Source organism: Sphingobacterium sp. SYP-B4668 (genome assembly GCF_027627455.1).
Lineage (GTDB): Bacteria > Bacteroidota > Bacteroidia > Sphingobacteriales > Sphingobacteriaceae > Sphingobacterium.
In genome coordinates, this window is the sequence record NZ_CP115483.1 from 3,034,874 (window position 1) to 3,048,245 (window position 13,372).

The 13,372-nt window shown below is 40.1% G+C and carries 15 protein-coding genes and 1 pseudogene; 6 read left to right on the plus strand and 10 right to left on the minus strand.

The window, feature by feature from the left end:
* Window positions 1–211: 211 nt before the first annotated feature.
* On the plus strand, window positions 212–421 hold the full coding sequence (locus tag OQ289_RS12685) for a histone H1 (protein ID WP_270087227.1): 210 nt from the start codon (window positions 212–214) through the stop codon (window positions 419–421).
* Between the two features lie 273 nt (window positions 422–694).
* On the opposite strand, the gene OQ289_RS12690 is transcribed toward OQ289_RS12685, so the two are convergent.
* The 3 genes from OQ289_RS12690 to OQ289_RS12700 all read right to left on the minus strand — a co-directional run bounded on the left by OQ289_RS12690 (window position 695) and on the right by OQ289_RS12700 (window position 2,261).
* A complete protein-coding gene (locus tag OQ289_RS12690) occupies window positions 695–1,123 on the minus strand; it encodes a putative quinol monooxygenase (protein WP_270087228.1) in 429 nt (142 codons plus the stop codon).
* Window positions 1,124–1,200: 77 nt separating this feature from the next.
* Window positions 1,201–1,857, minus strand: coding sequence for a histidine phosphatase family protein (locus tag OQ289_RS12695; protein WP_270087229.1), 657 nt, complete (start codon window positions 1,855–1,857; stop codon window positions 1,201–1,203).
* A 29-nt stretch (window positions 1,858–1,886) separates the two neighbouring features.
* A complete protein-coding gene (locus tag OQ289_RS12700; protein ID WP_270087230.1) occupies window positions 1,887–2,261 on the minus strand; it encodes a winged helix-turn-helix transcriptional regulator in 375 nt (124 codons plus the stop codon).
* A 114-nt stretch (window positions 2,262–2,375) separates the two neighbouring features.
* On the opposite strand from OQ289_RS12700, the gene OQ289_RS12705 reads away from it, so the two are divergent.
* Window positions 2,376–3,353, plus strand: a complete 978-nt coding sequence (locus OQ289_RS12705; RefSeq protein WP_270087231.1) for an NmrA/HSCARG family protein — start codon at window positions 2,376–2,378, stop codon at window positions 3,351–3,353.
* A 136-nt stretch (window positions 3,354–3,489) separates the two neighbouring features.
* Here the strand turns inward: OQ289_RS12705 and OQ289_RS12710 are convergent, their stop codons facing one another.
* Window positions 3,490–3,867, minus strand: coding sequence for a hypothetical protein (locus OQ289_RS12710; protein ID WP_270087232.1), 378 nt, complete (start codon window positions 3,865–3,867; stop codon window positions 3,490–3,492).
* 684 nt (window positions 3,868–4,551) lie between these two features.
* Between OQ289_RS12710 and OQ289_RS12715 the strand changes: the two genes are divergently transcribed.
* The 4 genes from OQ289_RS12715 to OQ289_RS12730 all read left to right on the plus strand — a co-directional run bounded on the left by OQ289_RS12715 (window position 4,552) and on the right by OQ289_RS12730 (window position 7,417).
* The gene (locus tag OQ289_RS12715; protein WP_270087233.1) at window positions 4,552–5,268 is read left to right on the plus strand and encodes a LytR/AlgR family response regulator transcription factor; all 717 of its coding nucleotides are present in this window, start codon (window positions 4,552–4,554) and stop codon (window positions 5,266–5,268) included.
* Between the two features lie 84 nt (window positions 5,269–5,352).
* The gene (locus OQ289_RS12720) at window positions 5,353–5,982 is read left to right on the plus strand and encodes a dioxygenase family protein (protein ID WP_270087234.1); all 630 of its coding nucleotides are present in this window, start codon (window positions 5,353–5,355) and stop codon (window positions 5,980–5,982) included.
* Window positions 5,975–6,628 carry a YceI family protein gene (locus OQ289_RS12725; RefSeq protein WP_270087235.1) on the plus strand — a complete coding sequence of 218 codons (654 nt, stop codon included), beginning with the start codon at window positions 5,975–5,977 and terminating at the stop codon, window positions 6,626–6,628. Before OQ289_RS12720 ends, OQ289_RS12725 begins: the two co-directional genes overlap by 8 nt.
* 396 nt (window positions 6,629–7,024) lie before the next feature.
* Window positions 7,025–7,417 carry a hypothetical protein gene (locus OQ289_RS12730; RefSeq protein ID WP_270087236.1) on the plus strand — a complete coding sequence of 131 codons (393 nt, stop codon included), beginning with the start codon at window positions 7,025–7,027 and terminating at the stop codon, window positions 7,415–7,417.
* A 113-nt stretch (window positions 7,418–7,530) separates the two neighbouring features.
* Here the strand turns inward: OQ289_RS12730 and OQ289_RS12735 are convergent.
* The 6 genes and pseudogenes from OQ289_RS12735 to OQ289_RS12760 all read right to left on the minus strand — a co-directional run.
* Window positions 7,531–8,364: pseudogene (locus tag OQ289_RS12735) on the minus strand (TraM recognition domain-containing protein); the annotation flags it as partial.
* A gap of 166 nt (window positions 8,365–8,530) precedes the next feature.
* Window positions 8,531–9,793 (minus strand): hypothetical protein, encoded by a 1,263-nt coding sequence (locus OQ289_RS12740; RefSeq protein WP_270087237.1) that lies wholly within the window; start codon window positions 9,791–9,793, stop codon window positions 8,531–8,533.
* Between the two features lie 190 nt (window positions 9,794–9,983).
* Window positions 9,984–10,985 (minus strand): NADP-dependent oxidoreductase, encoded by a 1,002-nt coding sequence (locus tag OQ289_RS12745; RefSeq protein ID WP_270087238.1) that lies wholly within the window; start codon window positions 10,983–10,985, stop codon window positions 9,984–9,986.
* 14 nt (window positions 10,986–10,999) lie between these two features.
* Window positions 11,000–11,806 (minus strand): SDR family NAD(P)-dependent oxidoreductase, encoded by an 807-nt coding sequence (locus OQ289_RS12750; RefSeq protein WP_270087239.1) that lies wholly within the window; start codon window positions 11,804–11,806, stop codon window positions 11,000–11,002.
* A 31-nt stretch (window positions 11,807–11,837) separates the two neighbouring features.
* Window positions 11,838–12,605 carry an SDR family oxidoreductase gene (locus tag OQ289_RS12755; protein ID WP_270087240.1) on the minus strand — a complete coding sequence of 256 codons (768 nt, stop codon included), beginning with the start codon at window positions 12,603–12,605 and terminating at the stop codon, window positions 11,838–11,840.
* A 23-nt stretch (window positions 12,606–12,628) separates the two neighbouring features.
* Entirely contained in the window at window positions 12,629–13,357 is a 729-nt protein-coding gene (locus tag OQ289_RS12760; protein WP_270087241.1) for an SDR family oxidoreductase, read from the minus strand.
* Window positions 13,358–13,372: the final 15 nt, after the last annotated feature.

Below are 13,372 nucleotides of genomic sequence, written 5' to 3' on the forward strand. Positions count from 1 at the left end.
TCGGCTTTTAAAGCCTTTAATTTTTCCAAACCAAAGAATATGCCAAATCCAAATGGCTGAAAAAAAATCAGCTACTCTGAAATTTTGACAGCTATTATTTATTTGCATATAACGCTCGCAAGTGTTCCTTACGCGGATTTCAAGGAGGAGCCCCGCTGAAACCCACTTGACAAACAGCATCGCAACTCCTATATTTGAAAAAACCATAGTTATGAAAAACTATTACAAACTAAAGGATGTCATTTCGATTTTTGAAGACGATGCCGAGAAATTCTTCCAGAGTGGGAATAGTGCTGCCGGTACCCGATTACGGAAGGCCATGCAGGAGGTAAAAGTGCTTTCGCAAGCGCTCCGTTCCGAAGTGTCCGACATCAAAAAGAAAGCAGTCAAGGAGGTCAAGGAGGACCTTATCTTATATTAACATCACACCTAACTTGGAGCGTTCCGGAGTATTGGAACGCTTCTATTGCCGACCGCTTATAAGCCGAGATAAATTATTAAGGAGATTTTGGAAAAATCCGGGTCCCTGCGCAATCCTTACCTCCTTTAAAAGGTGGACATCCCGACATACTATATCTTGCTGGTAAACTCAATTTATCATCCAACTATTTCGGGGACCTTGTTGAGAAAGAAACCTGATTTTCTACCCATGCATACAGGAATCTAAATTAAATAAATCGGGTATACGCGGTCTTTATTGACCTAACTTTTTAAATATTTGGGGCATTGCCTGTCCATCCATAGCATCCATTTCTATCAACTTCAACGATTTAATCATATTGGTAGTTGCCGTTTTGTAATGTTTGAAATGAGGTGTTTGCAAATGTGCTTTGTATGCTTCTTCGTCCGCATAGATTTCCAATATTCTTACGTGTGTTGGATTTTCTTTTTGGAACATCGGATAAATTGAAATGACTCCAGGCTCTAATCTTACGGAAGCTTCCGCTTCTTCCTTGAGAATCGCAGTATATTCATCAAGGTAGTTGGGCTCGATTTCTATTTCCGCAATTCTTATCATCATATTTTCTGCTGGAAAGCTACTTTGGTTTTGTTGCTTCTGGCCACATGACAGACAAAACATCGTGATCAACAAAATCAGATATACATTTCTTTTAATTTTCATGCACTAACTTATTTATACTTCGTTACTAATTTACAATAAAAGCCAGGTAATTGTATTATTGACTTTCTTGACCTTAATCAGGGCTCAAATCGGTCAGCCCTGTTTTTTCCAGAAATACCCGTTAAAAAGGATGTGTCGCTTAATCTTCCGATTTTTCTTTTGCCATCGGTGGATTGATGTAAAAAAGAAACCCCTCCGCTGATACCATATAAATCTATTGCATTCAGCGCTTCTGCGCCAAATCCGAGCCACATCACGTTGAATACGCTTAGTGTGTCCCCATGAGAAACAATGATCATATTTTCCTCTTCATTGTTGACTATCGATTCATAAAAAGGCAATAACCTTTGCCACACATCAAACCTAGATTCGGCATCATCGAAGCATTTGTCATAAATCGTTTTCTCCTCCCTTTGGATATTCTCCTTCAGCCATTGTACCGATTTTCCAATGGCTTTGCCCAGGCTTCTTTCTTTTAACGCATCTGTCAGCCGAGGGACTATATTTAGTTTTTCGCCAATGATATCCGCCGTTTGTTTTGTCCTGATAAGTGGCGATGCATAAATCGAAAAGGTGCGCTCCTGAATTTCTGATATGAGGTGATCTGCAATGTTCCCTGCTTGCTGGACTCCCTTATCCGTCAGTTGCCAGTCTGTCCAAGACCCGATCATCCCGTTCGTATGATGAACGGATTCGGGATGTTGAACGGTAATTATATTCTTGCTTTTGAACATTGTCATTATCCTATTAAATCTTTCTAATACTAAGGGGCCTGTACAAACTCCCCATAATCATCTACGACCTGATTGCCCCATTTTGTGATTGCTTCCAACACAGGGACAAAGCTTTTCCCGAAATCGGTCAAGCTATAGATGACCTTGATAGGCGGCTTTTCCCCATATACTTCCCTTCGTATCAGTCCGTCTTTCTCCAATTGCTTTAATTGGAGGCTCAACGTCATTTCGGTCACCGACGGCATTTCCTTTCGAAGCTCGTTATATCTTTTGGGCCCGTCCTTTAAATGGTATAGAATGACGGCCTTCCATTTTCCGCCTACCAGATCCATTGTCAGGCTTACCGTACAGGGATAGATCTTCCCGTTGAGTTTTACTTGCTCAGCAATACATTCAGTCTTCATCTTACACTTTTATTCGACCTATCCATTTTGATAGTTATTGCAAATTTAAGATACTAAAAATAGTTTTGCAACTATACTAATTATAGTTGATTGGTTTTACTAAATACTAAAGAAATGGAATTTACTTTGAAAGGACTTGAAGCAATGACACAAACGGACAAGCCGCTCATCACCATTGTCGGTGTTTTGGGCAAGCAGGGATTTAGTGTGGCACTTTCGCTACTGGAGAGCGGCCGCTACCGTGTACGCGGCATTACCCGCAGGGTCCATTCACCGGAAGCCCTTAAATTGACCGAACTCGGAGCTGAGCTAATCAATTTACCACTTGACATGGGGCATCAAGAACAGTATGTGAAGGCCTTCCGGGGCTCTGCCGGTGCTTTCTTGATGACACCAAACCTTGCCCCTCCCGCTATCCACGAATTTGAACTAGGCAAGCAACTTGCGGATGCTGCCGTTGAGGCCGGTGTACGGCATATCGTTTTCAGCAGTTTGGAAAACGTGGACAAGATATCAGCGGGGAAATTGTTCGCTCCCCATTTTACGGACAAGGCCAAGGTGGAAGCCTATATCCGCACCCTACCCGTAACTAGCTCGTTCATCTACATGGCTTTCTTCTTCACCAATCTGTTGGAATTCTATACGCCAAAATTAGCAGGCGACGCCCTCGTATTTCCGGTTTATCTGCCTCAACACTTCCGTGCACCATTTGTTGATCCCCTTACCGCCACCGGGCCTGCTGTTTTGGAAATCTTCTCCGACCCGGAGCATTATTCCGGCAAGTCACTCCCTGTGATCGGTGATATGATTTCCCCCCAAGAGATGGTAGATACTTTTACGCGGGTTACCGGAAAAAAGGCGGTCTATAGTTCCGCCTATACCCGCAAAGAAATGCTTGCTCATTTCCCTGAGTTTAGTTCCAACGAGGATTTGGTAAGGGAGCTATTGGGCATGGCTACCTACGCTGTCGAATATGGCTATTTTGGCGCAGACCGTGACCTGGAATGGAGCCGGAACGTAAATCCCCAAAGCCTTACTTGGGAACAGTTTCTTCGGACTACGGGCTGGACAGGCCAAAAACTTCAATATTGAAACAATGATACTTCAAATGGCTTAACGATTCGATAAGCCATTTGAAGTATCATTACAATGTCGGTATTTTTGAAAAAAACTACAAATAGAAACAGAAGATGTTCACGAGTGAAGGTCTTCGGGTATCAATAGCTGCTTAAACCTGAAACATTTTGCCGCTGTTAATCATGGCATCTGTGGATAGCGAGGACTGTACCTGCCCTATCTTTTGTTCTACCTCCGTGTCCTTTTCATTCGTGCTGAGCTGTGCTTCGAGGATATCCCGGATCTCTTCGGAAACCGGTTTCGAAACAGAAATATTACGCATCCCATGCAGGATGTTGGTGGTTGCATCCACCAAGTATAGGTTGATGATATTGCCTTCCGCATTCAGCCAACTGTCCCTAGCCTCCCTATCGCTCACCTTAAAAATATTGATATGCACATCAAAATTCCATGTTGGCAGGTCGATGATGAAAAAAGGAACGGCATGTTTTTCAAAGAGCCCATACCGTAGGGCGCCCTGAAAATCCATTTCAAAAGAGGTGTTTTCCTCCCTGCTTTATTGGGGGGGGGGTGGCGATATCGATAGCCTTGATTATTAGCGAGAGGTTCTATCCTCGGGTTGACACGATCATTATCCCCCGGCTCGTAAAAGCACCTATCCAGCATACTTTCAAAGCATTAGATATCAATTATTAAAAGGCATCTGAAAACCTAAAAAAGAACGGGATAATGCTTGAAAAAGCGACTACCCTAGAAGAGCTTTGGACTATATATGGCGCTGATCCTGAAGAAGTCGTCGATATGATTATGGAATAATTGTTTATCAAGTCTTGCATATTTTCAGATTAAGCATTGCAGGAAGGATGATAATACTTTTGACAAAAAATGTTAAGCAGCAAACAATATTAAAAGGAAGTTTTTTCAGAATTTTGCTTGACAAGTAATGATACTATTGCCCGAATTATAAAATCGATCTTTGAAACTATTTTGGATATTATTGGCCTCATTAATCGTAAATGCTTTTTTATTATATTTGTTTAAGAAGGAAATTGTCGATTGCAAAACAAAGAAAGGTCAAAGATAACAACGTATGCTTTACTCGATTTCAAATACCGAATCCACATCAAGATTTTACCTTGACACAAAGAAATTATTCATAATACTTTCCGGAGTTTTCCTGTTTATTATAGGAATAACAATTATTCAAGACTTCTTGGAATCAAAGAGAAGTGGTTACAACTTCTACCTCAGCGAATCCCTGCTGTTTAAAACCGTTTGGTTATTGTTCGTCCCGATATTAATGACTCTGTACCGAAGATTAAAGAATCAGACACTCAATGGTGTTGCCAAAATTTTCATATTCATTGTTTCACCCCTTGTAGCCCATCTTTTCATTTTACCTTTTGTTACTAAGGTTGTATCTGTATTTTTCTATGACGGGAGATACGACATATTCAAGTTCTTTTCCTATACGATAGCAAACGATTTTTATAAATTGGTCATTGTCTATACGATCTTTGTATTGGGTTACAAGTATATTTCAAACCGGATAGTAAATACATCCATTGCAGAAAGTAAGTTTTTGTTAGACACAATTATCGTCAATAATGGGAAGGATAATGTAACAGTAAGCGTACAAGATATTGTGAAAATCACTTCTGCTACACCTTATATATCCATTCATCTTGAGAATAAGAAATATTTGCACTCGGAAACGTTGAAATCTATTTGTGAACAGTTGGATGCAAATATCTTTGTAAGGATACACAAATCCACCGTAGTAAACATTTCAAAAGTTATTTCGTTCAAATCCCGATTAAATGGCGATTATGATTTGCAATTGGCAAATGGTATTTCTGTTAGGTTAAGTAGAACCTATGCGACTGATTTTAAAAAGCAATTCAATACAGGTCATCGGGTTGGCATATAAACTCATCGGCTGAGACGATTTGATTTTCATACTCTTTTTTATAGCCATAATATTGTCGGTAAATACATTTAAAAACGACAAACTATGGATTTAAAAATTAAAGTTATTCCCTTCTTGCTATTAACGATAATATCGGCATTAACATCTTGTCAGGCACAAAGCACAAAAAAAGTTGGTGGAGCTTGCGAGGGATGCGAAGCAATCTATGAATATGAAAGCAAAATATTATCTTCAATGGACACCCTTCCCGAATTTCAACAAAATGAACCAAAATTGAAAATAACGGGTACCGTTTTTAAACCGGATGGTATAACGCCAGCAGAAAATGTTCTTATTTATATATACCACACGAACAGACAGGGTATTTATGAAACCAAAGGAAATGAAACAGGCTGGGCTGAACGACATGGGTTTATTCGGGGTTGGGTCAAAACGGGAAAAGACGGCCAATATACATTCTATACATTCAGACCTGCCCCATATCCCGATGGTAGCGAATCCGAACACCTTCACATCACGATAAAAGAATCTGACAAAAATGAATACTATCTTGACGAATATCTGTTTGAAGACGACCCATTATTGACTCAAAGCATAAGAAATAGGTTGAAAAACAGGGGTGGTTCAGGAATTGTAAACCCACAGGTTGAAAATAAAATTTTGACCATTAAACGAAATATTATATTAGGTAAAAACATCCCAAATTATGAATAGGATATATTTTTTACCTGTCTTTTTGTTGATGTTTTCTTGTATAGGCAAACATACTTCTGATGCACCAAAAGCGATAGTAAATCCAGTCATTGAAAACAGCGAAGATGTTAAAGCCGACACGCTAAGAATGAATGTTCAAAAATCTGTAATCCACTGGATTGCCACCGAAATGCGCGGGGCACGACGTCGAACAGGTATTTTTTCATTTAAAAATGGTTTTTTTCTAACTAGGAATGATGAATTAGTTGGTGGAAACTTCATAGTGGCTATGGAAACCATTGACGTAACTGATATGCCCACACACGAAATAATTGCTCGAAACAATCTGCTTAACCATCTGAAAAGCGTTGACTTTTTTAATATTGTAGAGTACCCACAATCAGTATTAGAGTTAACCAATATTCAAAAAGTAGGAAGTGACAGTCTTAGAATTTCAGGGAACCTTTCGATAAGAGAGGTTACGAAGAATATAAAATTTTTCGCTTATCAAAAAGATAGCGTTTTTAGAGCAAATTTTACGTTTAATCGGTTTGATTGGAATATTGCCTACGAAGGAAGTTGGGCTGACAAAACCCTTGTGGACAAAGACGTAGAACTGATAATCGAAATAATAACCGAACCCCTCTCTGCACATCAAGGGCAATAATCTGGACTCTTAGTTATCTCTTAAATTGTAGCATCTATTAAATAATCTAAATTTGCTTATGCTAACTTCATTCAAACCCAAATTTGATGTTGATGCAGGTGTTCAATGATGTATTTATATTGGAAGCGAATCAGGTGCAACTCAAGGTACAGCATTTCATCTGCAATCGATTCGGATAATTACTTGTGGGAAAAGTCATTGGAACTGTGGCAACGGGATCTGCTAATTTTAAGAAGGCGATTCAAACAGAAAAACATGGGTTGATACCGCTAAATGCCCTTCAATTATTAGCTTAAAAATAGAATGCAAAAAGTGGTAAATTTACTTTGTCACATAAGTCCATAGAACAATTGTCCAGATAAATTTAAGTATGTTACACATCCTAAAAGAAGGAAGATGAATCAAGATTTAAAAGATATAGTAAGCTTATTTGCAGCGAGTTTATCTCCAATAGTTGCCATTATTGCAATTTATATAGGCGTTAAAAATTACAAATTAGCTAAGAGAAAAAGGAATGATGACTTATTTGACCGTAGGTACAAATTCTTAAAAGACTTTGAAAAAGCATGGAAAACTACTGGCCCAGAAAGCATGGGCGCAGAAAAACCACATCTTGAGTGGGACGAACTCGAGGCTTTTGCTCAAGAAGCATATTACTTGTTTGGAAAGGATATTGCGGACCACATAAGATCTTATGAAGGTAAGAGCTATGGTAGACATTTTTCGTGGGTTCCAGACTTAGAGCTTGCAAAACCATTTAATAAATACCTTTGTTTTGAACGAGAATAAGATTCTTCCTATCGTAATGAAGAAGGCCCTCATTAATTTGACCTTATTTTTTTAACTTAATGGCCACTAGGATTCTAGGGACTGGATTTAAAACAAATTAATTAAGCAATAAATCATTTCCTGACAATCAATCTTTCCAATTCTGGGTTATTCATCATTCGTTGTATCTCGGCATTGACTATTTCTTGTACCTCTTCCCGTATCTGGTTGTAATTACGTTGGACCATTTGGCTGTCTATCTTGCGGATCACGGGGATAGGTTTATACGCTTTTTCCTCGGCGGCTAAAGCGGCATGGTCGTTCTGGATTTTGTTATGAAAGGCTTTAAGGTGGATTAGTTCATCGGGATTGTCGGCTACCATTCCGACGAACTCACCGCTGCTGAGCGCTGATATCTTGGAGGCAGGCACTGCTGATTCCAATTGCTTGGATTTGCTGATGGAGGTGTCGTTCCTGTTGATGGAAAGGCTCTGCCGGTCCTGCATGATCTTTCCGGTCCGGTCGGACAATAGCCTTGCCGTATCACCTGTTACCTGTCCAGATACGATATTCCCAACGATGCCCATTATGACATCGGCCTCTTCCTTACCGTAATCTTTTCGGAGCTGAGATAGGTCCTGGATCCCAAGACAAGTCGCTACTTTGTTGCTCCTTGCCGTGGCGATCAGGCTGTCTATCCCGTTTAGATAGATGGTGGGAAACTCATCAAATACCAGTGAGGACTTGAGCTTTCCTTTTTGGTTCACGAGTTTGATCAACCTGTTTACATACAAGGACAATACCGCTCCATATATCTGTACTTTTTGGGGATTGTTGCCCATGCAGACCAACTTTGGCGCATCCGGATTATTGATATCCAAGGTGAAATCATTGCCGCTCAACACGTAGTATAACTGTGGTGAAGAAAGCCTGGCCATTGCCACTTTAGCTGAGGCTATCTGTCCTTCCCTGCACATTCTATGGTAATTACGAGGTAAAATGTACGCAAATGCGTACATTTTACTTTTTAGGGTAACCCAGATTACAATTATGTAGAACCTATCGAACATAGGTATCCTTCACAGTTCAATTTGAAAGACAACTATGTAAAAGAACTTTGGATGTTTAATGGTTTTATGTCTGACAAACCATCTTACAAGGAAAGTTCCGGTTCTCTGTTAACCGCTGTTTTATACCTAATGCTATTTGAGTCTTAAAATGATGTTTGTCCGGTACAGCTCCGGCTAAAACCTCATAGGGTGTAAATCCATATAACTGAGCATTCGGTATTTGATTATAGCTTCTCACAGCATTTTTCAGTACGATGATCAGCTCATCAGTATTGGCAACCTGCTTTGTATAAAGAAAGCGGTATTTAAGTATTTTATTGGCAGCTTCAACCATGCTGTTGCTTTGGATGATATCAAGCTGTGCAATCAGTTTCTTCCAAAGCAGGCCGGGCTTGTTCATCCACTCTTCCAGCTTTCCTTTGTTTTCCATTCCATCATCAGTTACAAGTGCTCCTTCCCTGTTCATCAGATCATGCTTTTGGAGCACATCTTCTAAAGTTTGTCTGGCTACTTCACTGTTATATTCAGTGGCTACCTTACAGGCAAGGATAGCCCTGCTAAAATTGTCACGGATAACATAGATATAATGCTTGACTCCATTGATGGTTTTGAATATTGTGATATCCTGGTGCAATACCTTCAATGGCGCATCTGTGCGATAAGGAGAGTACTTTCTAGGGTTCTTGACACGCACCCTGGTAATGTTCAACAGCCTGCAATATTTATAAAATGTGCTAAGGCTGCAATGAACCTTTTGATCCCTTAACAGCTGATAATAGATACCACTAAGTGGCCAATGTTCATATTCTTTATTTGAACATCCTGTTTTTATTATTTCCTGTTCTGAAATAGAAAGCTGTTGTGGGTTTTGTTTGCGACAATAGCCTTGCAGGGAATTAACGCAATGTTTCTGCCCACTCCACGCCTTCCATTGCTTGAAGGAAAAAGGAAGGTATCTCCATATCAGTTTTTCGAATCCACTTCCATTACAAGAACGCATGAGCAGTTCGACACCTCTCTTGACTTTCAATACCTGGTTAGATTTAACGGATGACAATGCAGTCAAATCTTTATAGATCGAAACCAAATAGAAAAGAGACTTTACCTGAACCTTCAACTTCGCATTTTCTTTTTCCAACCGAAGCAGATGACCGTTATCTAACCTGTCCTCCTTTAGAGGATAAGGTGTCCAGAAGGATTGAATATTTTTACCTTTCCATCTTTGTTTGGTGGAGCGTGGAATGGTATTGTTAATATCAGATTGTAGTTTACCACTGGCATATTGGAGTTTTAGACCGGAATGATAGCTACGATAAACAGAAGACATGAAGAATTGGAAGATTATTGTTGGGCCGCAAAAGTAAATAGTATATAATAAATCTCATGCAATTGACTTTCATGTACGCAAATGCGTACATTTTGCTCAGAATGCCAATGTAACGTGCACCGCATAGTTTACGCCAATGGATTCAATTTTGGCTTAATCTAAGTCACCACCACTTCACAACTGTTTTATTTTATTTTATTTTGACAACTACCTTTCCTTTCGCCCGCCCACTTTCTATATAGGATAGCGCATCGTTCGTTTCTTTAAATGGGAATACCTTATCCAGTACCGGTTTGATAATACCCGATTCGATCAGTTTTGTAATCTGCTGTAATTGTTTTCCATCCGATTTCATAAAGAGAAAAGAGTAATCCACATCCAGATTTTTTGCTTTTTTTCGGATACCAAAACTAAGGAGCGAGATAATGAGCCTCACAAACCAAGGCGCCTTAACTGCTCTGGCAAAATCTGGTGTTGGCGGACCTGAAATAGAAATGGCCTTTCCGCCCGGCTTTAAGATCCGCAATGATTTTTCAAGTGTCTTTGTATCCTGGCTATTGAGCACCACATCGTAATCTTTCAAAACGGTTTCAAAATCCTGCGTCTTGTAATCGATCAAAACATCCGCTCCAAGGTTTCTGAGCATTTCAAAACTTTTTTCACTGGCAGTGGTAGCGACCGTTGCCTCCAGCTGTTTTGCCAATTGTATGGCAATTGTACCCACACCACCAGAACCAGCCTGAATAAAAATTTTCTGCCCCTTTTTCAGCCCTGCGGTTTCTACCAAAGCCTGCCAAGCGGTTAAAGCGACCAGCGGAATAGATGCTGCTTCTTCCATGGTGATGTTCCGTGGTTTAAATGCCACATCATTTTCGTTGATACTAATGTATTCGGCAAATGTTCCAATATGGAAATCTGTCGGGCGGGCATACACCTCATCGCCCACTTTGAACTGCTTTACACTTTTTCCAACCTGGGTAATTATACCCGCTACATCATGACCTAAAATCAATGGAAATTTGTAGGGAAGGAACAGTTTAAACTCCCCTGACTTGATCTTGGAATCCAACAGGTTTAATCCACTGGCATAAACCTCAACCAGAACTTCGTTGGCTGCCACCTTCGGCACGGGTATTTCAGCAAGCTGAATGCTTTCTTTTTTGCCGTATTTTTTTATTATGAATGCTTTCATATTGGTGCTGGTTTTTATCTTTTAAATTTATTGATATTTTTGATGATTGCGCTTTCAAACGTTTTGAAAGAAAAATACTGTATTGCAGGAAATAAGATAGATCCTTTACCCACTGGATGACTGAATGTTGGGTTTTTGCTTTCAACCAGTTTTAAAAGGGTTTGGATAACGGCGGTAGGCTCTTCTGATTTTGTAAACAGATCCTTCGTATAATCTTCAAGCGTTTTACGATAACTGTCGTAATCAGCTATTTTATTTTCCGCAACCATGGAGTTAGAGACGATATTGGTCTTAAAACCCACGGGCTCGACCATACTTACCTTTATGTTAAATTCATTTAATTCAAATCGCAAAGCCTGGAAATAGCCTTCAAGGGCATGCTTGGTGGCAGCGTAATAAGCACCGCCCGGAAGGCTGATCAATCCCATAATAGAACCTAATGTGATAATCTTGCCAGAAAGTTGTTTTCTGAAATAGGGAAGCAACTCATTGGTAAGTTTTACGGTTCCCCAAAAGTTGGTCTCAAACTGTTGCTTTCCCTGCTCAATGGTAGTTTCTTCAGCCAGTCCCGACAGATAGAAACCCGCATTGTTTATAAGTACATCCAATTTACCGATTTCAGAAAATAGTTGCTTGCCGAAAGATTGGATGGAGCTGTCGTCCGTTATATCTAATGCCAACATTTTGAAGGGTACCTGAGACTGATATTTTTCAGGATTTCGGCTTGTACCGATCACGTTATAGCCACTTTGATATAGCTTGTTTGCTGCCAGAAGTCCAAACCCTGATGAGGCTCCTGTTATTAGAATTGTCTGATTCATGTTATCAGTATTAATGATTTAATCTTTACTTCTATTTCCTTAAAAGTTGATGGCCCTTCTTTGGATTAAGCAATCCAAAGGCAAGTTTTGGGAAAAACCTGTTGATCAGGTTAAATAGTTTTGCGTCGCCCACCCGGATGGTATAACGGTCTTTTTGTAAACCATGTATCAGGCCTTTGACCATTTCTTCTGGAGATATTTTTTTGCCTTCCCTGTCTGCGGTCATTTCTGTAGCGACAAGCGGGGGGATCAGTTCAAATATTTTTACCTTACTGCCAATGATCTTTAAATGTTCACGGAGCGACACCGTATAGGAGGCCAGTGCTGCCTTAGATGACGAATAGGTAGCCTCAATGAGCGATGGGGCCTGGCTCAGTATCGATGTCGTATTGATTATCGCAGCCTCTTCCCTTGACTGGAGCATGCCCATAAAGAAATTGTTTAGCCTGATGACCCCAAGGTAATTGACTTCCATTTCGTATGCAGCACCTTCGGTATGTTTGTCATTTGCAATACCCAAATTAGATGGTGGAACAAGCACGGCAGCATTATTATACAAGATGTCGATACCGCCCAATTCTTTTACTTTATTAAATAGAGATGCTGCGTCTTCTTCATTTCCTGCATCACTTTTTATGACGATGAGAGCAGGGTGCAGTTTTTTAGCCCTATCTAGTTTGGCCTGGGTCCTGCCGGTGATGATTACTTTTGTGCCAATTGCCAAAAATTGTTTTGCAGCTTCCAATCCTATGCCTGATGCTCCGCCTGTAATCAGGATTGTTTTTTCTTTTAAGTTCATAATCTTGAGGTTATACCTATCGATTAATGGGGAATATGTGCTGTAATCGGGTCCATAAGAGCATGGATTTTTTTAGTGTCTCCAACCGGAACTTCAAACTGATTTTTTTCTAAAGCCATAAACAATTCATCCGCTACTTCTGCTGGTGGAATCCCGTTTGCTCCACCAATTTCTGCTGAGAACTCGGTATTGACCAAAGGCGGGTACACTTCATAAACATTCAACTTGTCGTTATCTGCAAAAGTATCCCTCAGGCCTTGGGTATAGCTGTGCAGTGCCGCTTTACTGGCAGAGTAGGTTGGCAGGTATTTATTAGACCTGAACACGGCGATCGAAGAAATATTAACGACAGCGGCCTCTTCCTGTTGTAAAAGTTGCGGCAATAGCAGTGATGTGAAATGAATCACACTGATGTAATTGGTATTGATTTCCTGATAGGCTTTTTCGGCTGCATTGTTATTGCTTTCACTCAAATCGTTCATATAAGCAGCCCCGGCATTGTTTATCACAATATTTACATCCGGATGCTGCACTGCTAATTCTTCGGCAATACGGATACGTTCAGATTCCACTGATAAGTCTCCCTGTATAGCTACGGCATTGTCCAATTCTTTTAAGGCATTCTGTAAGCGTTCTTTGTTGCGTCCATTAATAATTACTTTGTTGCCGGCCTCACTTAGTTTTTTAGCAATAGCCAAACCGATCCCGGCACTTCCTCCGCTGATGAACACGGTATTTCCTGTTGTTTTCATTATATATTTATTTGA

Bases quoted from the DNA above. Each gene is read 5' to 3' on its own strand.
- OQ289_RS12700 (WP_270087230.1), bottom strand. From the start codon at position 2,261: ATGAAGACTGAATGTATTGCTGAGCAAGTAAAACTCAACGGGAAGATC.
- OQ289_RS12710 (WP_270087232.1), bottom strand. From the start codon at position 3,867: ATGGATTTTCAGGGCGCCCTACGGTATGGGCTCTTTGAAAAACATGCC.
- OQ289_RS12720 (WP_270087234.1), top strand. From the start codon at position 5,353: ATGGATTTAAAAATTAAAGTTATTCCCTTCTTGCTATTAACGATAATA.
- OQ289_RS12760 (WP_270087241.1), bottom strand. From the start codon at position 13,357: ATGAAAACAACAGGAAATACCGTGTTCATCAGCGGAGGAAGTGCCGGG.
- OQ289_RS12725 (WP_270087235.1), top strand. From the start codon at position 5,975: ATGAATAGGATATATTTTTTACCTGTCTTTTTGTTGATGTTTTCTTGT.
- OQ289_RS12740 (WP_270087237.1), bottom strand. From the start codon at position 9,793: ATGTCTTCTGTTTATCGTAGCTATCATTCCGGTCTAAAACTCCAATAT.
- OQ289_RS12685 (WP_270087227.1), top strand. From the start codon at position 212: ATGAAAAACTATTACAAACTAAAGGATGTCATTTCGATTTTTGAAGAC.
- OQ289_RS12690 (WP_270087228.1), bottom strand. From the start codon at position 1,123: ATGAAAATTAAAAGAAATGTATATCTGATTTTGTTGATCACGATGTTT.
- OQ289_RS12750 (WP_270087239.1), bottom strand. From the start codon at position 11,806: ATGAATCAGACAATTCTAATAACAGGAGCCTCATCAGGGTTTGGACTT.
- OQ289_RS12705 (WP_270087231.1), top strand. From the start codon at position 2,376: ATGGAATTTACTTTGAAAGGACTTGAAGCAATGACACAAACGGACAAG.
- OQ289_RS12755 (WP_270087240.1), bottom strand. From the start codon at position 12,605: ATGAACTTAAAAGAAAAAACAATCCTGATTACAGGCGGAGCATCAGGC.
- OQ289_RS12695 (WP_270087229.1), bottom strand. From the start codon at position 1,857: ATGTTCAAAAGCAAGAATATAATTACCGTTCAACATCCCGAATCCGTT.
- OQ289_RS12730 (WP_270087236.1), top strand. From the start codon at position 7,025: ATGAATCAAGATTTAAAAGATATAGTAAGCTTATTTGCAGCGAGTTTA.
- OQ289_RS12745 (WP_270087238.1), bottom strand. From the start codon at position 10,985: ATGAAAGCATTCATAATAAAAAAATACGGCAAAAAAGAAAGCATTCAG.